The organism is Thermotomaculum hydrothermale, assembly GCF_016592575.1.
Taxonomy (GTDB): domain Bacteria; phylum Acidobacteriota; class Holophagae; order Thermotomaculales; family Thermotomaculaceae; genus Thermotomaculum; species Thermotomaculum hydrothermale.
On sequence record NZ_AP017470.1, the window covers coordinates 1,100,477 to 1,125,436 of the forward strand.

At 35.3% G+C, this 24,960-nt stretch carries 20 protein-coding genes; all 20 read right to left on the bottom strand.

Annotated elements, in window-relative coordinates; all coding sequences use genetic code 11:
• Positions 1 to 340: 340 nt before the first annotated feature.
• Positions 341 to 682 carry an STAS domain-containing protein gene (locus tag TTHT_RS05040; protein WP_201328945.1) on the bottom strand — a complete coding sequence of 114 codons (342 nt, stop codon included), beginning with the start codon at positions 680 to 682 and terminating at the stop codon, positions 341 to 343.
• Positions 675 to 1,100 carry an ATP-binding protein gene (locus tag TTHT_RS05045; protein ID WP_201328946.1) on the bottom strand — a complete coding sequence of 142 codons (426 nt, stop codon included), beginning with the start codon at positions 1,098 to 1,100 and terminating at the stop codon, positions 675 to 677. Before TTHT_RS05045 ends, TTHT_RS05040 begins: the two co-directional genes overlap by 8 nt.
• 5 nt (positions 1,101 to 1,105) lie before the next feature.
• Positions 1,106 to 2,038 carry a protease modulator HflC gene (gene hflC / locus TTHT_RS05050; protein WP_201328947.1) on the bottom strand — a complete coding sequence of 311 codons (933 nt, stop codon included), beginning with the start codon at positions 2,036 to 2,038 and terminating at the stop codon, positions 1,106 to 1,108.
• A complete protein-coding gene (hflK, locus tag TTHT_RS05055; protein ID WP_201328948.1) occupies positions 2,038 to 3,009 on the bottom strand; it encodes an FtsH protease activity modulator HflK in 972 nt (323 codons plus the stop codon). Before hflK ends, hflC begins: the two co-directional genes overlap by 1 nt.
• Before the next feature lie 9 nt (positions 3,010 to 3,018).
• Positions 3,019 to 3,630, bottom strand: a complete 612-nt coding sequence (locus TTHT_RS05060) for a protein-L-isoaspartate(D-aspartate) O-methyltransferase (RefSeq protein ID WP_201328949.1) — start codon at positions 3,628 to 3,630, stop codon at positions 3,019 to 3,021.
• A gap of 1 nt (position 3,631) precedes the next feature.
• Positions 3,632 to 4,537, bottom strand: coding sequence for a DUF6263 family protein (locus TTHT_RS05065; RefSeq protein ID WP_201328950.1), 906 nt, complete (start codon positions 4,535 to 4,537; stop codon positions 3,632 to 3,634).
• Positions 4,534 to 5,214 carry a hypothetical protein gene (locus TTHT_RS05070; RefSeq protein WP_201328951.1) on the bottom strand — a complete coding sequence of 227 codons (681 nt, stop codon included), beginning with the start codon at positions 5,212 to 5,214 and terminating at the stop codon, positions 4,534 to 4,536. The genes TTHT_RS05065 and TTHT_RS05070 overlap by 4 nt, the downstream gene beginning before the upstream one ends.
• A gap of 2 nt (positions 5,215 to 5,216) precedes the next feature.
• The gene (locus TTHT_RS05075) at positions 5,217 to 5,978 is read right to left on the bottom strand and encodes an MBL fold metallo-hydrolase (protein WP_201328952.1); all 762 of its coding nucleotides are present in this window, start codon (positions 5,976 to 5,978) and stop codon (positions 5,217 to 5,219) included.
• Entirely contained in the window at positions 5,975 to 7,378 is a 1,404-nt protein-coding gene (locus TTHT_RS05080) for an HD domain-containing protein (protein ID WP_201328953.1), read from the bottom strand. Before TTHT_RS05080 ends, TTHT_RS05075 begins: the two co-directional genes overlap by 4 nt.
• 81 nt (positions 7,379 to 7,459) lie before the next feature.
• Positions 7,460 to 8,764 carry a trans-sulfuration enzyme family protein gene (locus TTHT_RS05085; protein ID WP_201328954.1) on the bottom strand — a complete coding sequence of 435 codons (1,305 nt, stop codon included), beginning with the start codon at positions 8,762 to 8,764 and terminating at the stop codon, positions 7,460 to 7,462.
• Between the two features lie 190 nt (positions 8,765 to 8,954).
• Positions 8,955 to 10,142, bottom strand: coding sequence for a thiolase domain-containing protein (locus tag TTHT_RS05090; RefSeq protein ID WP_201328955.1), 1,188 nt, complete (start codon positions 10,140 to 10,142; stop codon positions 8,955 to 8,957).
• Positions 10,143 to 10,276: 134 nt separating this feature from the next.
• Entirely contained in the window at positions 10,277 to 10,789 is a 513-nt protein-coding gene (locus tag TTHT_RS05095; protein WP_201328956.1) for a DUF3592 domain-containing protein, read from the bottom strand.
• A 106-nt stretch (positions 10,790 to 10,895) separates the two neighbouring features.
• The gene (locus tag TTHT_RS05100; RefSeq protein ID WP_201328957.1) at positions 10,896 to 14,033 is read right to left on the bottom strand and encodes an efflux RND transporter permease subunit; all 3,138 of its coding nucleotides are present in this window, start codon (positions 14,031 to 14,033) and stop codon (positions 10,896 to 10,898) included.
• Positions 14,034 to 14,123: 90 nt separating this feature from the next.
• Entirely contained in the window at positions 14,124 to 17,264 is a 3,141-nt protein-coding gene (locus tag TTHT_RS05105; RefSeq protein ID WP_201328958.1) for an efflux RND transporter permease subunit, read from the bottom strand.
• A 2-nt stretch (positions 17,265 to 17,266) separates the two neighbouring features.
• Positions 17,267 to 18,388 (bottom strand): efflux RND transporter periplasmic adaptor subunit, encoded by a 1,122-nt coding sequence (locus TTHT_RS05110; protein WP_201328959.1) that lies wholly within the window; start codon positions 18,386 to 18,388, stop codon positions 17,267 to 17,269.
• Positions 18,385 to 19,686 (bottom strand): TolC family protein, encoded by a 1,302-nt coding sequence (locus tag TTHT_RS05115; RefSeq protein ID WP_201328960.1) that lies wholly within the window; start codon positions 19,684 to 19,686, stop codon positions 18,385 to 18,387. The genes TTHT_RS05110 and TTHT_RS05115 overlap by 4 nt, the downstream gene beginning before the upstream one ends.
• Positions 19,683 to 20,264 carry a TetR/AcrR family transcriptional regulator gene (locus tag TTHT_RS05120; RefSeq protein WP_201328961.1) on the bottom strand — a complete coding sequence of 194 codons (582 nt, stop codon included), beginning with the start codon at positions 20,262 to 20,264 and terminating at the stop codon, positions 19,683 to 19,685. The genes TTHT_RS05115 and TTHT_RS05120 overlap by 4 nt, the downstream gene beginning before the upstream one ends.
• Positions 20,265 to 20,408: 144 nt before the next feature.
• A complete protein-coding gene (locus TTHT_RS05125; RefSeq protein WP_201328962.1) occupies positions 20,409 to 22,229 on the bottom strand; it encodes a cytochrome c3 family protein in 1,821 nt (606 codons plus the stop codon).
• Between the two features lie 23 nt (positions 22,230 to 22,252).
• Positions 22,253 to 23,077 carry a cytochrome c3 family protein gene (locus TTHT_RS05130; RefSeq protein ID WP_201328963.1) on the bottom strand — a complete coding sequence of 275 codons (825 nt, stop codon included), beginning with the start codon at positions 23,075 to 23,077 and terminating at the stop codon, positions 22,253 to 22,255.
• Positions 23,078 to 23,086: 9 nt separating this feature from the next.
• On the bottom strand, positions 23,087 to 24,958 hold the full coding sequence (locus tag TTHT_RS05135; protein WP_201328964.1) for a hypothetical protein: 1,872 nt from the start codon (positions 24,956 to 24,958) through the stop codon (positions 23,087 to 23,089).
• Between the last annotated feature and the right edge of the window lie 2 nt (positions 24,959 to 24,960).

Below are 24,960 nucleotides of genomic sequence, written 5' to 3' on the forward strand. Positions count from 1 at the left end.
TTAAAAGTTAAAAACTTCCTTTAAAAATTTTCTTTTCATCAGAGGTTTAACTATGAACAACAAAAAACAGAGGCGGGAAAAGTTAGTTAACTTCTGATTTAAAAGAAATTAATGCTAAAATCTCTAAAAAAACAATACAGGTTAACTACTAAGATACCAAATACGCCTTTTATTCTTAAATTCACTATACCAAAATAACCTTATAAACAAAAGACAAAATAAAAGCAAGTGGATAAATAGAAAAATAATTTTTAAAGAAGTTAGTAAAAACAGAATAAATCTAAAAAAAAATTAATTTTTCAATTAAAAAACAGGTGATGTTATAAGTCAAAAATTATCCTTATTCAAAAGCCTTGAGCGCCTCTTCTTCGTCGGTGTAGTAGTCAAAAATGCTTAACAATTGCGCTATCTGGAATATGTCTTTTATTTTTTGAGATAAACTCAATAACTTTAACTCTCCCCCTGCTTTTTTTACCTTCATTAAGAGGCTTACAACCTCTCCTGTGCCTGAGGAGTCAAGGTAACTTACCCTTGCCATGTTTAGAATGATTTTTTTCTCACCCTTTTCAAGAAGAGAGGTTATCTTTTCCCTTAACTGCTTATCCCCCTCTCCTATCGTTATCTTGCCCTTTAAATCAAGGATTATAATGTCGTTAACCTTTCTTTCTTTAATTTCAAGCATTTTGCACCTCTTTTACCCTCTTTGTTATTTCAACGGTAAATTTGTTATTCTCCCTTTTAAAAGAAACACTATCGCAGGCTTTTTTTACAAAAAGCAAACCCCTCCCCGAAGGCTTTAAAATATTTTCAGGCCTTGTCGGGTCGGGGATTTTTTCAATATCAAATCCTACACCGCAATCGCTGATATTTGCTTTAATTTTTTTGTTTTTATAAACAACTTTAACCTCAATAAGCAAATCTTCCCTTTTTTTATTTCCGTGAAGATATGCATTGATAAGCAATTCGTGAAAACCAACCTTAAACCAGTAGATTGAGTCTTCATCTAATTTACACTGGTTTTTTAAGAAAAAATCAACTCCGTCTTCAACAATGTTCAATAGTTTAAGTTTTGAATTGACGGTAAATGCAATTTCTCTCATCTATGCTATTTAGCCCTTTTCATTAAATTGTAAACATCGCTGTCTGTTGATAGTATTAACACATCGTCTTTTTTTACCGTTTTTTCAAGAGTTTCAAGTGTTTTTAAAAATTTATAAAAGTTAGGGTCTTTTGAATAAGCCTGAGCATATATTTTTGTGGCTTCTGCGTCTGCCTTACCTTTTATTTCCTGCGCCTTTTTGTATGCCTCAGACCTTATCTTTTCAAGCTCTCTTTGAGTTTTACCTATAATTTCAGCCTTTTTACCCATACCCTCAGAGCGGTACTGCTCTGCAATCCTCTTTCTTTCGCTTATCATTCTTTGATAAACCTTTTTTCTAACCGATTCAACATAGTTGACCCTTTTTATTCTGACATCAACAACTTCAATTCCATAGGAAGGGGTAATCTTTGAAATTTTTTCTAAAATCTGCCTTGTTATTTTTTCCCTTCCAACCTTTACAGTAAACTCTGAATTATCGGATAATTCACCGCTGTAAGTTGCAGCCATCTCCATCGGCCTGTTTGTTGTTCTTACAACCTCAATTAAATTGTACTTTGCTATTGCAATTCGTGTTTCCCCGTCAAGTATATCATCAAGCCTGCTCTGTGCTCCCATCTCATTTCCAACTGTTTCAAAGAATTTAAGAGGGTCTTTAATTCTCCACCTTGCATATGTGTCAATCCATATGTATTTTTTATCCTTTGTGGTTACCTGATTTGCATCTCCATCCCATTCAAGCCATCTTTTTTCAAAAAAGTTTGCCTTCTGAATAAAGGGGATTTTAAAGTGCAAGCCTGATTCTGTTATAGGCTTTCCAACAGGCTTACCAAATTGAGTTATAACAACCTGCTCTGTTTCTTTAACTATAAAAGCTGAAGATGATAACAAAAATAAACCTAAGATGGCTAAAACTATAATAACAACTGCTGATTTCATTACTTACCCCCTTTCATTAAATCTAAAAGGGGAAGGATATTCTTCTGTTTTGAATCAATTACTATTACCTTCCCGAATTTAGGCAAGAGTTTCTGCATTGTTTCAAGGTACAGCCTGTCTTTGGTAACCTTTGGGGCTTTTTTGTACTCTTTTAAAACATCATTAAACATTGCCACATCGCCCTTTGCTTCGTTGACCCTTTTCAAAGCATAGCCTTCTGCTTCCTGAATAATCTGCAATGCCTTACCTTTTTCGTTTGGAATTACCTTGTTGTACTGCGCCCATGCCTGGTTAATCATATTTTCCTTCTCCTGCAATGCCTGGTTTACCTCGTTAAAGGAAGGCTTAACAGGGTCTGGGGGGTTTACATCCTGTAAAACAACAAGTTTTACATCAAGCCCTGTCTCATATTCATTGCACAGTTTTTGAATTTTATTTTTGCACTCCTGAGCAATCTCTTCCCTTCCTGTTGTTAAAATCTCGTTTATAGACCTGTCTCCTATTACCTCTCTCATAACCGCTTCGCATATATTTCTAAATGTCCCTTTAACATCCCTTACTTTAAAAAGGTATTTAACAGGGTCTTTTATTTTGTATTGAACACTCCACTCAATTTCTCCTATATTTAAATCCCCTGTAAGCATGAGGGATTCGTGAAGGTAATTTTCCGTTGAGTACTGAGATTTAATCCCAGCCCTTAATGTTCTAAATCCAAATTCCTCTTTTAACTGCTTTTTTACAGGAACTTTTTTAACAATTTCCACTCCAAAAGGAATTTTAAAGTGAAGCCCTGGCTTTTCAATCCTTACAAATTTTCCAAACCTTGTAACAACTCCCACCTCATCTGGTGCAATAGTGTAGTATGATGTAAAAGCAAGAATTATCAGAGGGATTAGCCATAGTAAAAAAAGAAACTTTCTTGCCTGTTTCTTATACTTTTCAATATCTGGATTAACCGTGTAAACTTCCATAAAGCCTCCTTAAACAAGAGGGACAAACCTGACATGACAAAGCTGCCTGAATTCAGGCTTTCCCTTTACTTTTTTAATTTTATACAAAATTTGATAAAACCCCTGTTCAATAGGAATTACCATTATTCCATCTTCCTTTAAATTCTCAAATAACTTTTCAGGAAAACCTGATGCCGCTGCCGTTACCATTATCCTGTCAAACTTTTCGTTAAATTCAATGTTTTTGCCATTCCCTAAAATTAGTTCTACATTTTTAAAAGGGTACTTAGAAAGGTTTTTTTTGGCAAGTTCATATAGTGATTTTAGCCTTTCAACGGACACTACCTCTTTAGAAAGGTAAGCAAGTAATGCTGTCTGATACCCGCTACCTGTTCCTATTTCCAGCACCCTTTTATCCTTGTCAGTCTCCAATGCTTCTGTCATTAAAGCAACAATGTAAGGCTGGGAAATAGTTTGCCCGTCAACAAGGGATAAAGGGCTGTCGTTATAGGCAAATTGAATATCCTCAGGCAAAACAAAGTCTGCCCTGTCAATTTTAAACAATGCTTCAATTACCTTTGGGTCTTTAATCCCTCTTGAGATTATTTGATTTTCCACCATCTCTTTAAGGGAATGAGCCATTTTATTTAGCCTTTTCAAAACGGATAATTACAATAGTTCTCACCTTAAAAGGAATTTTCTCTCCAGTTTCTTTAAAAAATAAATAGCCATTTGCACTCTGCTTTACAGAGTAAAAGCTGGGAAGCCCTGTATCTTTGTTTACGGTAACACTCCCTTTTTGTTCACCTTTTAAATAATTTATTGCTTTTAAACCTTTAATGTTTTTTTCCATTTCAGGAAGTTCAAAATCAGATTTTATTTTAAATAATACAGAGTTGTCCGTAATCTTTTCTACCTTATAAATAACTTTGGCCTTAATTTTAGAATTACCCTGTTCAAAATCCTGATTAACTGCAAATTCCTTTCCCTCTGTGATTTCCCTATTTAAATAGGGGAATAAATTAAAATCTAACCCGTAACTCTTACCTACATTTTTATTTTTTAAAGATTTTTTTATTTTCTTTTTCAAACTTTTGTCTTTAAATTTTAGATTTTCCAAAACAGATTCTATTACTTTTTCAAACCCTGATACCCTTTTAACCTTAAAATCAGTTTTGTCAAATACATAGGTTAAAGGGTTTGATTTCATCTCAACAAGTGTGGCTAAAAATGGGTTTTGAGGATAATTTTCAAATTTATCTGTATCAAATTCATTAGTCCCTAACGGTGATTTAATCTTTAATTTCCCTTTTTTCAACTGAAAAGATAAGGTAATCTCAGTCTTTGTTGAATCAACAACCTTTACATTAAAAACCAATTCTGACTCTGTCTCATTTCTATAAATATTTTGCCCATTCCCGGTTTCCATTGCCTGACTTTTCTTAATGCTGTAAATAAATTCATCACCTTTATTTATGTTTAGCTTTAATTGATAGGAAAAAAGCGGTAGTACAAAAAAACAAAATGAAATTACTAAAATTTTTCTCATTCATTCCCCCTTTTAACTGTAAGACAACCGGATAAACTCCCATTGGCTTTAAGCCATATATCCGCAGATAAAATAGACATTGTCAGGCAGCTATCTGAAAAAAGCAAGCTTGCTGACCCGAAAGCAGCAGATAAATCGTCAAACTGGGATGAATTTCCGTAAATTTTATAATCATTCACAATTCTTACCCTTAACTCTCTGCTTTTTCTATACAATGATTTTACCAGATTTTCACAATTATTTGATTTAAGATTGGTTATGTTAACCTTTTTAAAAGCAAAAATAAATTTTTCTAATTTGTATTCAGTGTAATTGTTGTAGTCTTTTGAATAAAATGATTTTTCAAAAGAAAAGGGATATGACAGAATAGCAATTCCCTTAAACATTCTTCCAAACTCATAGGCAATTTTTTTTATCTTTTGCCTGTTTTTTATCATTCTCTCAATAATTTTTTTTTCCATACAGACAAAGGCTTCAATTTCTTTTTTTGAAGAAAAATCACTCTCTTTTACGCTTTTTGCACCGTTTAAAATATCTTTTTTATTGTTTTCTAAATAAAGCCTTAACCCTTCCGGAAAGGTTTTGTAAGCGTTGACAATCATATAGTTGACGGTTAAATCACTCCATCCAAATAAGGGCAAACTGCACAAAATAAATATCAGAACAATTTTTTTCATCTTTAAACCTCTATTTCAAGCCCGTCAAAGGCAGGCTTTATGTTTCCCGGCAACTCTTTTTCAAGTTGAGAGTGAAGTATTTCGTGGGAAAAATGAGTAAAGTATGCCATTTTTGGCTTTACTCTGTTTACAAATTCAATAGCCCTGTCTATGGTTAAGTGTGAAATTGAGGGGGTATAGCGAAGCGCACCAACAACAAGGGTTTTAACCCCTTTTAATTTTTCAATCTCTCTATCTTCAATAAAGTTGAAATCTGTAATATATCCGAAATTGTTAAACCTGAAGCCTGTTACAGGCATATCACCGTGAATGGCTTTTACAGGGGTAATCTTTAAACCAAAAAGCTTTACAGTGCTTTCTATTATATTCAAATGAAATGAAGGCTTAACCATTCTTTCATCCCTCTTGCCTTCAAATGCATAAAAGAATAATTTCTTTAAGTTTGAAACAGTAAACTCACTTCCCCATACTTCCATTGGTTGTTTTTGCCTTAAATAGAATATTCTCGTGTCATCCAATCCAAATACATGGTCTGCATGGGGATGGGTAATAAAGATTGCATCTATTTTTTTAATCTTATAAATCAAAGCCTGAAGCCTGAAATCTGAAGATGCATCAACAAGTATTGTCTTCCCTTTGTGCTCAATTAAAATAGACGAGCGAAACCTTTTATCCCTGAAATCCTTTGAGGTGCAAACCCTGCAATTGCAACCTATAAGGGGTACCCCCATTGAAGTTCCTGTTCCTAAAAATTTAACCTTCACTTTGCATTCTCCTTTTTCAAAGAATATATCAGCTTTAACGCTTCCTCCCTTGTAAAATCAGGGTTTTCAAGTTGCTTTTCCATTATGAGATTTAAAACTTTGCCAACCTCTCTTGAAGGAGCAATGTCAAGAATTTTAATTACATCATACCCTGACACTAACTTTGGAAGGTTTAAAATCTTTTCCTTTTCTTCTTTATAAAATTTTAAAAAATCTCCGGCAACTTTAATTGCTTTTTCAAAATTCCCTTTGGATAAAGGCCCCCTTGCTGCGTCTTTGTCAGAGAGAAACAACAAAACAAGAAGGATTGAATCCTCTCTCATCATATTTATCAACTTTCTGAATGACTTTTTTGAATACCCGTTTATCATAAAGTTGAGAAAAAGCATGTGCCTTCTTACAAGAAGATAAATCCTTTCAAGCAAATCTTTAGGTAAAAAATCAAGTTCTTTTAAAACTATTGAACCGCTTTCAAACTGGTGGTTTCTAAATGTGGTATAGCCATTTTCGTCGTAATCAAGGGTTTTTGCCTTGCCAACATCGTGAAAAAGGGCGGCAAACCTTAAAACTATTTTGTCAGAATCGTTTAACTTAAAACTAAAAAAGGGGAAAAACTTTGCAAATTTTTGATAGTTAAATGAATTTTCAACAACCTTTAATGTATGGTTAACCACATCTAAGTGGTGATAACCGTTTTGAGGGATATTTTTTATTTCTTCAAAAGATGGAAATAGGGTTGAAAGAACAGGGTAAATCATCTCCCTTATAGCTTTAAACCCGTTATCATTTTTAAAAATCTTAAATAACTCTTCCCTTACCCTCTCCTTTGCAGTTTGTTTAAGCAAAGAAGAATTTTTAAAGGCAAAAGACTTTGTCTTCTCCTCTATTTTGAATTCATCAAGGTAAACATAAAACCTGAATAATCTTAAAATCCTCAAAGGGTCTTGTTTGAAATTATTCTCAAAATGTGTTTTTAACATTCTGCTTTCCAAATCTAATATACCCTTTGCAGGGTCAATAAATTCATTTTTTTCAAAGGAAAAAGCAATTGAATTTATGGTCAAATCCCTTGATAACAAATTCTCTGTAAGGGAATGTTCTTCAACAGGGGAAAAATCCACCGTCATCTCTCTGTTTACAAGCCGGTAAGTTTCAAATCTTTTAGGTTTGACAATGTTTAGTTTGTAATTTTCAGAAAAATCTTTTAAAAAAGGCTTAATCTTATTTTTCAATTCATTATCATCTTTATAAAGGATAAGAAAATCAAAATCATTAATTTCTCTGTTTAACAAAAAATCCCTTACAACTCCCCCAACTGAAATAATTTTTAAGTCGAATTTTTTGCCTATCTGCCAAACTGTTTTTGAAAATTTATCGTCAAAGTAAGTGTTCAGTTTCATAGGAGTTAATGATAGCACAACGCAAACAAGGTGTTAATAATTAAAAAAGCCCCTGAAATTCAGGGGCTATATTTTTGTAAGTTATTTGTGTGCTAATTTTATTCCCTCATCAAGGGCTTCAATTAAAATCCTTGAGCCTTCAAGACCAACAGATATCCTTATTAACTCCTCAGTAATTCCCATTCTCTCCTTTTCCTCTTTTGGTACCTCAGAGTGAGTCATTGACGCAGGATGCTGAATATAGGAAATTACACTCCCTAAAGACACAGCCAACTCCATTGGAGTATCGTGCCTTGCAAAGTAATTCATAAGCTTAACCGCTGCGTCGTATCCACCCTTTAATTCAAAAGAAATCATTGCACCACCCATTCTCATCTGCTTTTTAGCCCTTTCATAGTGTGGATGGGATTCTAAAAATGGGTAGATAACCTTTGAAACAAGCTCGTGTTTTTCAAGGAATTTAGCAATCTCAAAAGCGTTTATACACTGCTGTTTTACCCTTACACTTAAATCCTGCACATTTTGAGCATTCAGCCAGGAATCAAATGGTGATGGAGTAACACCTAAATCTTTGTAAAAACCAAAAGCATAATTCAGCATAAACTCCCATGGCCCTAAAAGTGCCCCACCAACAGAGGTTGAATGGCCGTTTATGTATTTTGTGGTTGAATGAATAACAATATCAGCCCCTAACCTGAAAGGCTGCTGAATGTAAGGGGAACAAAATGTGTTGTCAACTATTAAAGGTATCTCATACTTTTCAGTTAAATCTGCAAGTGCCCTTATGTCATTTACCTTTAAAGTCGGATTTTCAGGCGTCTCAACATAAACTCCCTTAATCTTGGGATTTTCTTCAAGTGTTTTCTTTACAAGCTCTGTATCTGTTGTGTCAATAAAGTGTGTTTTAATTCCGTACTTCTTCTCCCAGTGCCTTAAAAGAGAATCTGTGCATCCGTAAACAGTACCGCAAATCAACTCATCTCCGGAATCAAGGAGAGCCATCAATGCTGTTGAAATTGCACCCATACCTGAAGATGTAATCAGCACACCTATTGTCGGCTCTTTTTCATCAGCATCAAGGGCATTGTCTATTATGTGCTGACACTCTAATTGAAAAATAACCTTTTCAAGATATTCGGTTGTAGGGTTTCCAAGCCTTGTGTAAATCCTTGCATAAGGCCTTTCGCCTGATTTTGATTTTCCTAAAAATCTTAACTTTCCGTCTTCTGCACTCTGGAAATTAAAGGTACTTTTCTGATAAATAGGTGGTAAACCTGTACCAACCGCTTTTGCATTAAAAACATCTTCATCTGCAAAAATAGAATCACACTTTGCATACTTTTTCTTTTTTTCAATCCACTTATCCCACCAGGCAAACTTAGACATGATTTCCCCCAATATTTTTCCTTTTTTTGTCTACATTTAATTCTTTTCCAAAAAAATTTTTCTGTCAATATGTCAACAGAAAAAAAATTCTCCTTGATTTTCAATAAGTTGTATTTTTATGATTTTTTAGAAAAACAAAAAAAGCGGGGTTTCCCCCGCCAAAATGCTAAATCTTTAAAATTTATAATGTTTACTTCACTCTTTTGTATATTCCCACATAGTTGGAAGCTGCGGAGCCGCCTATGTTAAAAGTAATGCCTATTTTAGGGTCTTTTAATTGATGTCCTATTGCATTACCCAGCAATTGCCTTGTTGCAATAACACCCATTGAAACACCTGTTGCACCAACTGGATGGCCTTTGGCCTTTAGCCCTCCTGAGAGATTTACAGGTAATTTCCCATCTTTGTAAACAATCCCCTCTTCAAGGGCTTTATACCCTTCCCCATCCTTTGTTATCCCAAGTGCTTCATATGCAAGCAATTCAGCAATGGTAAAGCAATCGTGCACCTCTGCAAAATCAAGGTCATCAACTGTAATTCCTGCCTTTTCATATGCTTTTTTTACTGCAACCTTGCCAGCAGTAAACTCATAATTAGGCCTCTTTGACATTGGCAAATAGTCTGTTGCACACTCCATAGCAGCAATTTCAATGAGGTTTTCCTTGATTTTTTCAGCCTTATCTTTTCTTGCAATAACCATTGCGGCAGCCCCGTCTGAAATTAAAGAGCAATCGTACAATCTTAAAGGCTCAGCGATTATAGGGTTTTTCTCATCCGGTGTGTTTAATATATCTTCATAAGTTATATCAAGGGGAAGCTGTGCTAATGGGTTTTCAAGGGCATTCTTATGGTTTTTTGCTGAAATTTTTGCAAGCGAAACCCTTAATTCGTCAAGAGAGTATCCGTGATGAGCCATATAGCCCTTTGCATACTCTGCAAAAAGACCGGGAAATGTCATACCTTTTTCTCCCTCAGTCGGCCAATGAGAGCCTGTTGCAAGCACCTTTGTTACCCCGCTTGTGGGAAGGGAAGTCATTTTTTCAACCCCTATAACAAGGGCATAGTCTACCATCCCTGCTTCAATTGCATTCATCGCCATTAAAATTGCCGCAGAACCGCTTGCGCAGGCTGATTCAAGCCTTGTTGTCGGTTTAAACCTTAAATCAGGGTGAATTTCAAGTGCAATAGGGCCTAAATGCCCCTGGTTATTGAACCCCCCTGAATCATAGCTTGCAACAAAAATTGCACCTATATCCTTTGGTTCAATTCTCGAATCTTCAATAGCCTCTTTTCCCGCATCAACAATTAAATCGTACAAAGTCTTTTCTTTTAACTTCCCAAACTTTGTGTGCCCAGTGCCAATAACCACAACACTCATAAATACCCCCTAAAAAGTTATTCAACTGTTTTAATAATAAGTAATTTATAAGTTATTTGCAAGAAAAGACAAATTTCCTGATAAGTTGTTATGTTTGAAATATTTTATAATTTTTTTTAAGCAAGTTTCTTTCTTTATATTCCCGTTAATAAACGCCTTACAAAAGAGTAACCGGAGATAAAAGCTCCAAACAGAAACATAACAGCAACAATCAATGCAATATACAAACCTAAGCCTGCCTTTGTTTCAAGCACTGCCTCATTTGGTTTTTCTGGATTGTAAAAAACATTAACTTTTTTGTTTACAGGGTATTCCTTTAACTTACTTTTAACAACATACTTTGAATTAGAGGTAAACCTTCCGAACGATACCCTGTTCCCCTCATAATCAGTATTGTTAACAGAGTACTGATATCTTATTTTATAGGAATAGGTATTATTGTACTTTTTCTTCTTTTTATCCCATTCCCTTTTGGTAATCAATTTAGATTCTGTTATTGTCCCTGAAACAGAAGGCCATTTTTTGCTTGCATTAACCTTCTTCATCCCAGATTTCCACATAAAAAAACTGCCTAATCCTGCTGCAAGGCAAATCAGGAAAATAAAAAATAGTGATTTTGCGCTTGCATTTGTTCTTCCTATTCTCATAAACCATCCTTCCTTAAAATGTAATGGTTTATGCTAACATAGTTTTGAATAATAAACAAAAAAAGCGGGGAAAATCCCCGCAAATGTAAATTATGTTAATCTGCGTTTACTCATCAAGGGTTTTACCCGCCAATTTGTACCTTATCTTCTCCTTGATTATATAAAATGTAGGTATAAACACCAGTGTGAGAAATGTACCAACAATCAAACCGCCTATTGCAACGATTGCAAGAGGTGAAAGCCTTTCAAGCCCAACTGCCCACTCAAGCGCAACCGGCAACATACCAACAATTGTAGTAACTGCGGTAATTAAAATAGGCCTTGTCCTTACCTGAATAGCCATTCTAACGGATTCCAATAAAGGATGCCCTTGCTCTCTATACATCTTTACAAAGTCAATTAACAAAATTGAATTGTTAACAATAACACCTGCAAGCAGGATAAATCCCATAAAGGCAGGCATGCATCCGTGTTTCCCGGCAATTAGAAGCGCCCAGACAGCACCCATAAAAGCAAATGGTATTGCAATCATAATAACAAACGGGTCGGAAAATGACTTAAATATAACAATAAAAGTAAGATACAAAAACAAAATAGATAAAATAAGGGCTTTGTCCAGCCTGCCGAAAGACTCATTCATTTGTGTCATTTCTCCTTCTTCCGAAACATGATAACCTTCGGGAAACTTAATTTTAGCCACAGCCTTATTTCTTTGGTTATACAAGAATGAAGTTGGCGCAGTAGCCCTGTATCCATAAATATTTGCCGTGTACCTTAGCTTATCCCTTGTAATAATAGTGGGAACATAAACCTTTTCAACCTTCGCAACCTCTTTTAAAGGAATGTAAAAGCCTTTAGGAGTAAGAATATTCATTGTCATAATTTTTTGAACATTGTCTCTCTTTGTGTCAAGGTATCTAAACCTTATTCCTATTCCATCCTGGTTGAATATTCTAAATACACTTGCTGGTACACCTCTCACTGCAGTTGTAATCTGCATTGAAACATCAATAGGGGTAAGCCCGTATGTTGCAAGTTTATCCCTGTTAAAGAATAGGTGATACTCTTCCTTGTCAAGTTTCCAGTTTCTTGAAACAGACTTGAATCCCGGCATTGAGATTAAATTCTTACCCACTTCTTCAGTAAGTTTGTCAAGCCTCTCTAAATTATCTCCTGCAATCTCAACATCAATTGTAGATGCAATACTTGAAAGAGGTGTTGAGCCGTATTCAAACACATCAACATATTTAACCCTTTTCATCCCCCTGATCTTTTTCCTCAAGATATCTTCAATCTGCCATATGTTTTTATCCCTCTGAAACCTGTCAACATAGTTTATCGTTATGTCAATCTTTTGAGGCGATCTTCCCTTTCCGAATGTAATAAGCCCGGGCTCGGAACCTATATAGCCTAATTCTGAGATAACCCCTTTTTCATTTAAAATTATCTTTTCAATATCTTTTAAAAGTTGTTCTGCTTTTTCAATTGAAGAGTCGGATTCTGTTTCAACACTTATTTTAACAATACCGGTATCCATAGGGGGCAGTAAATCCCTTCCTACAATAGGCATTTGCCTCATAGAAACAACAAAAACAATTATAAGCAAAGGAATAAAAATAAACTTATACCGGTTTACAAAGTCAAAACTTGCAAGAAAAAACACCCGAAGCCTGTCCACAAAGTTTATTTCAAAAAAGTGAGCAAACTTATTAGCCCAAAGTATTGCTTTGTACTCTGCTTTATCCCTATCTTTGATAAAATATGGAGCCAAAAGCGGGATAATGGTTATGGAAACCGCATAGGAAGACAAAAGTGCAATAGATAGTGTTACCGTCAACGGCCTCATTACCTTTTCAACATATCCACCTAAAAACATAATGGGAACAAGAACAATAACGGTAGAAAATGTTCCTGAAAAATCAGCAAGCATTATCTCTGCTGTTGCCTTCCTCGCAACATCTCTTATGTTTCCTTCTCCTTCCCTGTAATGCCTTTCAATATTCTCCACAACAACAATAGCATCGTCAACAAGCATACCAACTGCAAGAATAACAGCTGTAAGTGTTATCATATTGAATTCCATTTTTGAAAGCCACATTATTGTAAAGGTAAGGAAAAATGTAAAGGGAATTGAAACACCTGTAATTAATGCAGACCTTAAATCAGAAATCATTAAGAAGATAACAAGTACAGTAAAGATAATCGCTTCTTTCAGAGACTCTTTCAGATTAGAAACTGTAAGGTTAATAATCCTCTCCTGGGAGTCTGCAATGTTGATATTAACCTGAGGGAATTTCTTTCTTAAAGCTGGTAAAGCCTTTTTTACCGCTTTAATGGTATCCATTGTGTTTCCGTCTTCGTGCCTTACAATGTTGATTGAAATTGCAGGCTTACCATTGAAATGAAATGCTGAAAATCTATCTTTTACAGTGTTTTTAATTGTTGCAAAATCCCTCAAATGAACTGTTGTACCTTTGTAAGATACAGGGATGTCTTTTATCTGATTGATATTCTCCAACTCACCCTTTGTTTTGATAACAACCTGTGATTTTTTATTTAAGATAAACCCTTCAGGAATATCAAGGTTGTTTGCCTTAATAGCTTTAATAACTGCAGAAAAGGGAATTCTAAGCTGAGCAAGCTTTGCAGGGTCAACCTGAATTGAGACTTCTCTTATCTGTCCACCAAAAACCTCTGCGTCTGAAACTTCCTGAATCTGTAATATTGCGTCCTTTAACTCATTTTCAGCCAACTGTCTTGTTAAAGCAAGGTCGTATCCGCTTCCCTCTTTTGGTGTAATTGCTAAAGTCATAACAGGGTTGGTAAAATCACCCACCTTAAATATCTGCGGAGGCAGTATGTCTTTAGGTAATTTACTTTGAACCTTCTGCAATGCAATTACAACATCGGTTGCCGCTTCTTGCAATTTTTTTGAATAATGAAATTCAACTGTTACAACGGCTAACTCATCCTTTGATATACTCTGCACTCTCCTTACCCCGGATAATGCGTTACATTCCCTCTCAATAGGCCTTGCAACATACTGAGCCATATCCCTTGCAGAAGCGCCAGGCTCCATAACCAAAACTGCAACTGTGGGCCTCTGAACCTCAGGGAATAGGTCAGTCTTTAAGGTGTATGAAGAATACACCCCCATTACAAAGGCAAGGAGAGAAAGCACCATTACTAAATGTGGATTTTTAAAGATAAAATCCACAAATGCGTTTCTTTTTATTTCTTCCATTTCTGCTCCATATAATTTAGCAAATACTATTACTATTCATAGTAAAAAAAAGCGGGGAAAATCCTCGCTAATTTTTTTAATTTTTAAAATTTACTCGTCAAGCTTTTTGCCTGAAATGGAGTATCTGATTCTCTCTTTAATGGTATAGAATGTTGGAATAAATACAAGTGTTAAAAATGTTCCAACAGTCAAACCCCCAATTGCAACAATTGCAAGAGGAGACAGCCTTTCAAGACCAACTGCCCACTCTAAAGCAATAGGAATCATACCAACAATTGTTGTAACAGCTGTCATTAAAATAGGCCTTGTTCTTACCTTAATTGCCATTTTAACAGATTCAAGGAATGGATGTCCCTGCTCCCTGTAAATCTTAATAAAGTCAATTAAGAGAATTGAGTTTTTAACAACAACACCTGCAAGCAAGATAAATCCCATAAAGGCAGGCATACATCCGTGTTTACCAGCAATTAGCAAGCCCCAGACAGCACCGATAAAAGCAAATGGAATAGCAATCATTAAAACAATCGGGTCTGAGAAAGACTTGAATGTTACAACAAATGTTAAGTACAGGAAGAGAACAGAAAGAATAAGAGCCTTGGCAAGCCTTCCAAATGACTCATTCATCTGAGACATTTCTCCCTCTTCAGTAACATGGTAACCTGCAGGGAATTTTACCTTGCCTACAGCCTTATTCCTCTGCTCGTAAAGAAATGTAACCGGAGCGGTGGCTCTGTATCCGTAAACATCTGCGGTATATCTTAACTTATCCCTTGTGATAACAGTGGGAACATAAACCTTTTCAACCTTCGCAACCTCTTTTAAAGGGATGTAAAAGCCTTTAGGTGTCAGAATATTCATTGTCATAATCTTCTGAACATTGTCTCTCTTTGTGTCAAGATATCTAAACCTTATTCCTATTCCATCCTGGTTGAATATTCTAAATACACTTGCTGGTACACCTCTAACCGCTGTAGCAATCTGCATTGAAACATCAATAGGGGTAAGCCCGTATGTTGCAAGTTTATCCCTGTTAAAGAATAGGTGATACTCTTCCCTGTCAAGCTTCCAGTTTCTTGAAACAGACTTGAATCCCGGCATTGATATTAAATTCTTACCCACTTCTTCAGCAAGTTTGTCAAGCCTCTCTAAATTGTCTCCTGCAATCTCAACATCAATTGTGGATGCAATACTTGACAGAGGTGTTGCACCAAATTCAAATACATCAGCGTATTTTACACCCTTCATTCTTCTAATTTCTTTTCTCAACTCGTCCTCAATCTGCCAGATATTCTTCTTTCTTTGAAACCTGTCAACAATGTTAACTGTAATGTCAATCTGCTGTGGGGTTCTTCCCTTTCCGTAGGTTATCAAGCCTGGTTCAGAACCAATAAAGCCTAACTCTGAAATCAATCCAGGAAGCTTTGCAATCTTCTTTTCAATATTTGATAATACTTTTTCAGTTTGCTCAATTGAGAAATCTGACTCTGTTTCAACCCTAATTTTTATAATACCTGTATCCATAGGAGGCATTAAGTCTCTTCCAACAACCTTTTTCATTGCCCTTCCAGATAAAAGCAAAGCTATTACAATAATAGGAATAAAAATCCATTTAAACTGGTGGACAAACTCAAATGTTGCAAGGAAGAAAACCTTTAGCCTGTCAACAAAGTTTACCTCAAAAAAGTGGGCAAACTTGTTTAACCAGAGGATAATCTTGTACTCATCCTTATCATGCTTTTTAATTATAAAAGGTGCTATTAAAGGAATTATGGTAATTGAAACAACATAGGAAGATATAAGCGCAATGGATAAGGTAACAGTTAACGGCCTTAAAACCTTTTGAACATATCCGCCTAAAAACATTATCGGGATTAAAACAACAACTGAAGAGAATGTACCTGAAAAAACAGCAAGCATAATTTCGTATGTTGCCTCTCTCGCAACCTTCTTTAAGTCGCCTCCCTTTTCCCTGTAATGCCTTTCAATATTCTCTACAACAACAATAGCATCGTCAACAAGCATACCAACTGCAAGGATAACCGCAGTTAAGGTTACCATGTTGAACTGCATGTGGAATAACCACATTATTGCAAATGTCAAAAAGTAGGTAAATGGAATTGAAATACCTGTAATTAATGCAGACCTTAAATCAGAAATCATTAAGAAGATAACAAGTACAGTAAAGATAATCGCTTCTTTCAGAGACTCTTTCAGATTAGAAACTGTAAGGTTAATAATCCTCTCCTGGGAGTCTGCAATGTTGATATTAACCTGAGGGAATTTCTTTCTTAAAGCTGGTAAAGCCTTTTTTACCGCTTTAATGGTATCCATTGTGTTTCCGTCTTCGTGCCTTACAATGTTGATTGAAATTGCAGGCTTACCATTGAAATGAAATGCTGAAAATCTATCTTTTACAGTGTTTTTAATTGTTGCAAAATCCCTCAAATGAACTGTTGTACCTTTGTAAGATACAGGGATGTCTTTTATCTGATTGATATTCTCCAACTCACCCTTTGTTTTGATAACAACCTGTGATTTTTTATTTAAGATAAACCCTTCAGGAATATCAAGGTTGTTTGCCTTAATAGCTTTAATAACTGCAGAAAAGGGAATTCTAAGCTGAGCAAGCTTTGCAGGGTCAACCTGAATTGAGACTTCTCTTATCTGTCCACCAAAAACCTCTGCGTCTGAAACTTCCTGAATCTGTAATATTGCGTCCTTTAACTCATTTTCAGCCAACTGTCTTGTTAAAGCAAGGTCGTATCCGCTTCCCTCTTTTGGTGTAATTGCTAAAGTCATAACAGGGTTGGTAAAATCACCCACCTTAAATATCTGCGGAGGCAGTATGTCTTTAGGTAATTTACTTTGAACCTTCTGCAATGCAATTACAACATCGGTTGCCGCTTCTTGCAATTTTTTTGAATAATGAAATTCAACTGTTACAACGGCTAACTCATCCTTTGATATACTCTGCACTCTCCTTACCCCGGATAATGCGTTACATTCCCTCTCAATAGGCCTTGCAACATACTGAGCCATATCCCTTGCAGAAGCGCCAGGCTCCATAACCAAAACTGCAACTGTGGGCCTCTGAACCTCAGGGAATAGGTCAGTCTTTAAGGTGTATGAAGAATACACCCCCATTACAAAGGCAAGGAGAGAAAGCACCATTACTAAATGTGGATTTTTAAAGATAAAATCCACAAATGCGTTTCTTTTGGTTTCTTCCATTTTTACTCTCCTTTACCTAATAAAACTTCAGTCCCCTTTTCTAACCTCATTAAAAGAGAATCGCTACCAACAACTACTAAATCTCCCTCATGTAAATTACCTTCAACAGCATAGCTATTTGCTGAAGCACCTAAAACCTTAACATTAATTGGCTCTACCTTTTTATTTACAATCCTGAAAACAGTATTTGTGTATGCAGATGTTAAAACAGCACCATCTGGCACAAGCAATGCGTCCTGAATAACCTCAACAGGTATTTCAACTGAAAGCTTGCTTCCAAGCGGGAGATTAAAGGGATGCTCTGAAAAGTCAATTTCAACAGAACCTACACCTAAACCCCTTGCAGAAGGATAAACCCTTGCAATTTCAGCATCCAACTCTTGATTGTTGTAGAGAACCTTTGCTTCCCTTCCAACTTTGATTTTAGGGATATCGTCCGATGCAACTGTTACAACAAGCTTGCACGCATTTTTATTTTCCAATTGAACAAGAGGCATAGAGGGCATAATAACATCGCCTTCATTTACCATAACCTTTGTTATAACCCCTGAAAAGGGAGCCCTAACTGAGTAAAATGAGAATTTGTCCTGCAAGTTGTACAATCCCTTCTTTAAATTGGAAAGTTGAATTTCCCCTGCCTTAAGTCTGTTTTCACTTACTTCCAACGCCTGCTTTGAAATTGCCTTATTCTGATATAAATTTAAGTCTCTTTCGTAAATATTTTTTAAGTTCGCAACTGTCTTTTCCATATCTGCAATTGCTTTCTTCTGGTCTTGAATAGATTTTTCCAGCGCTTTCCTTGTTCCAAAGCTTGAGCCTTCAATCCCGTCAAGTTCAATAATCTTATCGCCTTTTTTTACAAAATCACCTTCCCTTTTTAGAATCTTTGTTACCTGTCCCTGAATCCTGCCCCTTACCATTGCCTGCTTGTTAGATTCAAGGGTACCAATGTAAAGCATCCACTTTTTAAATACACCTTTTTTAACCCTGGCAGTGTCAACAGGCACTGGCAACTTTGTTTCAATCCTGATTGATTGAAGTTGATGCCATCTAAGTTTAACAAGAGCAATACCCCCAATCACTAAAACAAGAAATACAATGATTAAAATAGTCCATCTTTTCATTTTAACTCTCCTTCTATAGATTTCTTAAGTTCTTCCATAGCAATAAAATAATCATACTTCGCCTTAATTACATTTGCGTCCGCAAGCTGTTTCCTTGCCTTTGCAAAGAGTAAATCATCAATGTCGCCTCTTCCATTGTCATACTTTAACTGCTCAATCCTCTCAACTTCCTTCTGAAACTTTAAAGAAGCAAGGGCTGTTTTATAATTCTGATACTCTTTTTTAACCTTTGTGTAAGCGTCAACAACCTCTTTCCTAACATTAAGTTTCTTGGATTCAACAAGGTTTAAAGCTGACTCTTGCTCTTTTTTTGCCTGCTTAATTTTGTGATACCTTTTTCCCATGTCAAATAGAGGAAAAGAAACATTTGCAGTAACAGTCCAGAATTTATCGTTAAAATCAATATTGTCGCCGTTAACACTCATTAAGTTGGCATCTATACTTACCTTTGGCATCCAGTCTGCCTTTGTTATTTTTAAGTTTAGCTTCTTAATGTTTGCAAAGGATTTTGTTGCCTTATAATCACTTCTATTCTCAAAAGCAATACTAATAAGTTTGTTTAAATCCGGGAGATTTAATTCAGGCTCACCTTTAACATCTCCAACAAGGTTATAATCTTTAACCTTTTCGTCTCCCATTAAATTTGCAAGAGCATTTAAAAGTGATTCTTTTATCTGATTTAAGGTTTCAATCTTGTACTTTGCATCTTCAATCTGAAAATTTACCTTGTAAACATCGACCTCAGCAAATTTGCCTAATTTATACCCTTCTTCAATATGAGTCTTTAAACTTTCAAGAGATTTTAAGTAAGCATTCAATGAATCAAGCTGCTTATCAACCGAAATAATACTTAAAAAAACCTTTGTCGTTTTGTACCTTAAATTCCATTCAAGATATTTCAATTTGTAGTAAGTGGAGTTTTTCTTCTCAACTGCAATTTTTTCTCCCGCCATAATCTTTCCACCAGTGTAAATTGGAAGCTTATAGTCAAGCCCCCAGTACCAGTATTCGTTATCAAACGGCATATTTGTAATTCCAGCAAGCATTAAATCCTTACTCATAGGTCTTATAATATCTTCATCGCTTGTCTTCCTGTAACCTGCATTTAAATCTAATTCTCCGTACTTAACCTTTTTCGCCGCCTTAACCCCGTATTCACTTGCCTTTAAATTAAGTTTCAAAGCCTTGTAATCTGGATTATTTGCTAATGTTTTCTGTATAGCATCGTTTAGCGTTAAATTTTGAGCAAATAATAATGGAGTTAACAACAACAAAAAAACAGGTAAAATCCTTTTCATACTAAAACCCCCTTTAAAAATATTTTTACAATTTCATTACAATCTTTATCAATTCCAAAAACCTTTCCTGATAGAAAATACTTCAAAACCATTGACTGAATAATCCCCAAATATACTTGTGCAGCAACCCATTCATTTACATCTTTTCTTATCTCACCAGATTGTTTTTTTAATAATAGCAAATTAGCAATTTTTTCTAACATTTTTTTGTAAAAAGAAAACATGGCTTCCCTCGTTATTTCATCATTTTCAAGGGAAGACTCAGACATAATAAGAATTGTTACTCCTTTAACCTTTTTTAAATAAGCGGTTATTAAACAGGTTAAATCGTTAAATAACTCCTCAGCAGGCTTTTTGCTATTAATTTGATCTGTAAGTCTAAGCATATTTTTCTCAATAAAATGGATTAAAGTAACCAGAATCTCTTTCTTATCATTAAAATGCCTGTATAAAGCAGGCTCAGAAAAGCCCATTTTCTCAGCCAGGTTTTTTGTGGTTAATTTATGCAAACCTTCATTTGCAATAATCTCAATTGCCTTCTCAACTATTTCCTGTTGTCTTTTTGATAATGTGTTCACCTATCACCCCCATAGTTAGTTAACACTAACTAACATAATTCCAAAACAATCTTTTGTCAACAAAAAAATTAATTTTTTAAAAAATAAATAGGGCACGCCTATTTGCGTGCCCTTTAGGGAGGTTAACTTCTCTTTTTGTCTGGTTTATTTTTTATTATTATTTTCCGTATCTACAGAATAAATCCACCATAAACCTTCTGGGCCAAAATACTTTTTAAGTATGGTGGCATTCTTCACATCAAAATCCTCATTCCATACTGTTGCTGTTGGGTCAAGGCCAAGCTTCCACAAATTCACCCTGTCGTTATGACAGCTATCTGCGCAGGTGTTTGGCATTCCCCCTTCGTCCTGATACATTAATGTTTTCTCAGGAGGAATTACCTCAAAACTGTGATCTCTTAAAACAGATTCAATATTTGTATTGGCAACAGCTGTCATATGGCACAATGTGCACCTTGACAACCCCATTGTTCTATCCGGCGCAAAGGGGTGATGAGTGTGAGCACTAACAACCTTACCTATTGCATCAACATTATTTTCAAAATCCTGAACCATTTCAGGGGTAATATCTTTAAAAGGGCCGTGCGATGCATGGCATGCAAGGCAAAGGGTATCATCCTTATCACTTGTTTTAATCTCAACTCCATCCACATTCAAGCTTGTTACTATCTGAAAATCCTGTTCTCTTCCATGCGGGTCATGGCAGTCAAAGCACCTTAAAACATGATAAGGATTTTGAACATGCTTAGACCTGTTTAACTCTGAATAGTGCTGATTGTGTTCGTAAGATGAAACACCGTCAGGCCAGAACTCATTTGCATTAATATAATAATCCTGCAGAGGCTCATTTAAAGCTATATTCCACTCTTTATCTTCTGAATCATTGTAAGGCCAGTTAAATGTTTTATTGGGGACAGACCTTACCCTGTTATGGCACCTTCCGCATGTTTCATTTGCCTTATTTGGGTCAAGTTTGTCTGGATTTACAATTTTTGTAGGGTCTCCACCACCTAAAATATGTGCAGAACCAGGGCCATGGCAGGCTTCACAGCCAACATTTAAAATATCCTTTATTCCATCGTTGTCATAATCAAGGTAATACGGGTCATCAGGGTTATATAGTGTCGCAGGAAAAGGCTGATACTCCCATTCACCGTCTGACCATTTACCTAAATGCCTTATCCCTGTTGTATGACAACCTATACAGTTTTTAGAAAAAGATGGCTTCATTACAGATGCAATTTCAGAGAGAGTCATGCCATTATGAATTTTTGGAGTTCCGTCTGGCTTGTACCACGCTTTTGCCTTGTAAGCTTCATAAGCATGAGGTGCTAAATTGTACTGAACAACAGAAAAGTATGTATCAAGAGAGTAACCTGTCGGACTGTCTGTTGCAGGAATCCTTACAATATATCTTTCTCTCCACTGCTGCATCCCCCCGTTTACCATTACAACAGGCAAATCAACATCTCCAATAGTAATTGTATAAACACCGTCTTTTACAGAAAGCTTGGGGGCATAGGGTTTATATGGGTCAAATGGAGATGAGATTTCATTGAAATCAAGCCCTTCAACAAAATCGTCAATACCGTTTTGGTTGTAATCAGCTATAACGCCCTTTCCTTCAATCATTGAATTTTCAACCTTTGGCACTCTCAATGTCCTTGCGTGATTTGTGTCTTTCCATGTTGAATATTCAGTATGGCAGGCAAGACAGTATTCTGAACCAACATAGGTTCTTTCCTCATTATCTTTCGTCTTTCCATTCTTCGCCAATTCTTTTCTTAATTTTTCAATTATCTTCTTAACATAGGGAGTATTCATTCTTTGACGCACGGTCTCCGGGTCTTCAATCTTTTTGTGTTTGATAACCATTTGCTCACCGCTTACAGTATTAAACCGATTAGCCGCACAGACCATGCTGGCAAAAAAAATCATTACCAGCAAAATTACCGTTTTTTTCATAAAGCCTCCTATTTGTTAAAGAATTACTCCATAAAATACTTATTTGTGTTTGAGCCATGGATAGCATTGTGACATGCAGTACAGTTTCTGTACCTTATATCCCACTGGTTATGAAATGCCGGTGCATCAGCATGACAGGATAAACAAAGAAGCCTCGTTGAATTAAATCTCAACAAATTAGCATTGTTTGAACCGTGGGGGTCGTGGCACTCAATACAGCCTTTTCTTTCATTGGCAAGGTGAGGGAAAATATAAGGTCCTTTGTTTTCAGCATGGCATTTCTCACACTTCTTTTTAATTAAATGAGTCCTTAGTTCTCTATAAGTTTCATGAGGGTTGTGGCAGTTTAAGCAAAGGTTTGAATACTCACCAGCTGGATGGTGATAAGGCATATTTATTTTGGCGTTTAATTCTTTGTGGCAATTTAAACAAAGTTTGGAATTTGAAGTTATTAAAAGCTTCTCAGACGGCTTTTTCTTACCTTCCAAATATTTGCCTGTGTGTGCCATTGTGTGACAACTTAAACAACTTTTGTTTTTAGAAAAGTGACTTGAGTGAGAATAGTTAAAAGAACTATGGCATTTCAAGCAAATCTGGTTTATTTTTTTTGGTGATACACCTTTAAAAGTGTTTATGTTCTCGGTTGAAGGGTCATCTGCATGCCTGTCCCCACTTCCATGACAATCTTCACAGCTTACCCCATTCTTTTCATTGTGCGGAGTGTGTAAAATAGGTTGCTCAATATCGTCGTGACACTCAATACAGGTTTCGCTCCCTACATTTGCCTTTAAAATATAGGGAGTCAAAACAATTGCTAAAATTGCAAAACAAAACTTTATCTTTTTCATAAAAATCTCCTATTTAATTATTCTAAGTCCGCAAGCTATCTGGTTTATGTTGTAGTTGTAAATGCTCTGTTTATCTTCAGAATAATCAAGGTAAGTCCCCTTTAACCAGATAGAAAGCCATTTGTTAACAGTGTATGTTAAATCTGCAAAGCATTCCCAGTTTTGAAGGGGGAAACTGTCACCACTATCGTCGTAGTAGTAAAGCCTCAGCCTTGCAAAAAACCTATTGAATTTATAAGTTCCGCTTAAATAAAAGGCATTCTCTGACAATTCATAGTAGTTGTCATCAACATTTATGTTTTCGTTAATAAACAAAAGGCTTGAGAAATCAATTTCCATTCTTGTGTAACCAAGAGAAAAGTAACCTTTTGAGTATGAATAGTTAATTGATGCGTTGTAATAGAGGGAATCATCCTTTAAATCAATATTTTCGTCGTCATTGTTTTTTGTAATTTGCGTTGCACTTCCAGAAAAACTTAATCTGTCATTTAACAAATAATTTGCACTTAAAGTATAACCATTTCTATTCTTTCCTGCATTCCTGAAAATAGGGGCATTTATATATTCATGAAAGACGCTTGCTTTAACCCTCAATTTGGACAATTTTAAATCAAACCCAATTTCATTATGATTGCTGGCTGTTTGATAGTTGTTGTCATGGTAAATATAATCATCGTTGTAAAACTCAGATTTAATGTTTACACTTACATTATTTGTAATGTTATAGTCTATAAAAAAACTATTGGCATTTCTATGATGCTTGTAATAGTAATACTCAATTGAACTTGTATTTGTTGAAAAAACCGGTGTATCTGAAACACCATAAACCACCCACTCTAAAGATTTAGCCAAATTGCTTTCCGTTTTTAGAGAGTTGTAATCTAAAACATACCCTAAAGTGAGTTTGTCACTCGGCATGTATGTTAAATTAAAGTTAGCAATATACTCAGGTGCATCAGCACTACCTGAAACTGTTGCAAAAAAATCATTTCTTGAGCCAGCATCTAAAAAAATAAAACTTTTGTTACTGTTTAAATTATTTTTTATTGAACCATTTGTGTAATACATTGATAACCCAACACTTAATTTAGAAAGATTGTAATTGATAAGCAGTTTACTTGTATTCAAATCGCTGGTGTTTTCCCCTGCTGAATTAATTGCAAGACTTGTAGTCATATTATTAAGAGCAAGTCCGTTTACATCTTTATTTAATAAAACAGGTTTATCAAGCACACCAACACTCTGGCTTGCAATAATACTCAATCTGTTTATTCTATAATTCAACCCAAGTTCAAACGCTTCATAGCTTGTTCTCTTTAAATAGGATAAGTTGTAAATATCACTCCAGTCCTGGTGGGGAAGGTTCAAATAGCCATGAACTTTATTTTTAGTATAATTTGCAAATAGGTTTAAATTGCTATTCACTTTATAGTTAAAACTCAAATTTAATCTGCTTCTTACAAGGTTTCTATTATTTGAGCCAAAGTTGTAATCTGGGAGATAAAAATAATCAAAATCCTGTTTGTAGTAAAACTTAAACCTCCATTTCAATGACTTCTTTAACGTAAATTTAACAAGCCTTCCATTGTCAAACCTGTCCCCTGTACTTGCAAAAAAATAAAACTCGTCAAAAAATGAATTCTTCTTATTGTTTGTCACATTAATCTTTAAATAATCAATCAACTCCCCTTCTGATAGGTCAAAATGGTTTCTGTAAAAATTTCCCCTATCAGAATTTAGAAAACTGTACCCTAAACTAAAATCAGTAGATACTTTTATCCCATCGGAAGCACATAAAAGAAAAGAGAAAGAAAAAACAATTAGAAACATAACAAAACGCATTAATTTTCCAACCCCCTGATTTAGTAATAATTTATACATTA

What these genes read in the sequence shown, in the direction of transcription:
- TTHT_RS05040 (WP_201328945.1), bottom strand. Translation starts at nt 682, where the DNA reads ATGCTTGAAATTAAAGAAAGAAAGGTTAACGACATTATAATCCTTGAT.
- TTHT_RS05045 (WP_201328946.1), bottom strand. Translation starts at nt 1,100, where the DNA reads ATGAGAGAAATTGCATTTACCGTCAATTCAAAACTTAAACTATTGAAC.
- hflC (WP_201328947.1), bottom strand. Translation starts at nt 2,038, where the DNA reads ATGAAATCAGCAGTTGTTATTATAGTTTTAGCCATCTTAGGTTTATTT.
- hflK (WP_201328948.1), bottom strand. Translation starts at nt 3,009, where the DNA reads ATGGAAGTTTACACGGTTAATCCAGATATTGAAAAGTATAAGAAACAG.
- TTHT_RS05060 (WP_201328949.1), bottom strand. Translation starts at nt 3,630, where the DNA reads ATGGCTCATTCCCTTAAAGAGATGGTGGAAAATCAAATAATCTCAAGA.
- TTHT_RS05065 (WP_201328950.1), bottom strand. Translation starts at nt 4,537, where the DNA reads ATGAGAAAAATTTTAGTAATTTCATTTTGTTTTTTTGTACTACCGCTT.
- TTHT_RS05070 (WP_201328951.1), bottom strand. Translation starts at nt 5,214, where the DNA reads ATGAAAAAAATTGTTCTGATATTTATTTTGTGCAGTTTGCCCTTATTT.
- TTHT_RS05080 (WP_201328953.1), bottom strand. Translation starts at nt 7,378, where the DNA reads ATGAAACTGAACACTTACTTTGACGATAAATTTTCAAAAACAGTTTGG.
- TTHT_RS05085 (WP_201328954.1), bottom strand. Translation starts at nt 8,764, where the DNA reads ATGTCTAAGTTTGCCTGGTGGGATAAGTGGATTGAAAAAAAGAAAAAG.
- TTHT_RS05090 (WP_201328955.1), bottom strand. Translation starts at nt 10,142, where the DNA reads ATGAGTGTTGTGGTTATTGGCACTGGGCACACAAAGTTTGGGAAGTTA.
- TTHT_RS05095 (WP_201328956.1), bottom strand. Translation starts at nt 10,789, where the DNA reads ATGAGAATAGGAAGAACAAATGCAAGCGCAAAATCACTATTTTTTATT.
- TTHT_RS05100 (WP_201328957.1), bottom strand. Translation starts at nt 14,033, where the DNA reads ATGGAAGAAATAAAAAGAAACGCATTTGTGGATTTTATCTTTAAAAAT.
- TTHT_RS05105 (WP_201328958.1), bottom strand. Translation starts at nt 17,264, where the DNA reads ATGGAAGAAACCAAAAGAAACGCATTTGTGGATTTTATCTTTAAAAAT.
- TTHT_RS05110 (WP_201328959.1), bottom strand. Translation starts at nt 18,388, where the DNA reads ATGAAAAGATGGACTATTTTAATCATTGTATTTCTTGTTTTAGTGATT.
- TTHT_RS05115 (WP_201328960.1), bottom strand. Translation starts at nt 19,686, where the DNA reads ATGAAAAGGATTTTACCTGTTTTTTTGTTGTTGTTAACTCCATTATTA.
- TTHT_RS05125 (WP_201328962.1), bottom strand. Translation starts at nt 22,229, where the DNA reads ATGAAAAAAACGGTAATTTTGCTGGTAATGATTTTTTTTGCCAGCATG.
- TTHT_RS05130 (WP_201328963.1), bottom strand. Translation starts at nt 23,077, where the DNA reads ATGAAAAAGATAAAGTTTTGTTTTGCAATTTTAGCAATTGTTTTGACT.
- TTHT_RS05135 (WP_201328964.1), bottom strand. Translation starts at nt 24,958, where the DNA reads ATGTATAAATTATTACTAAATCAGGGGGTTGGAAAATTAATGCGTTTT.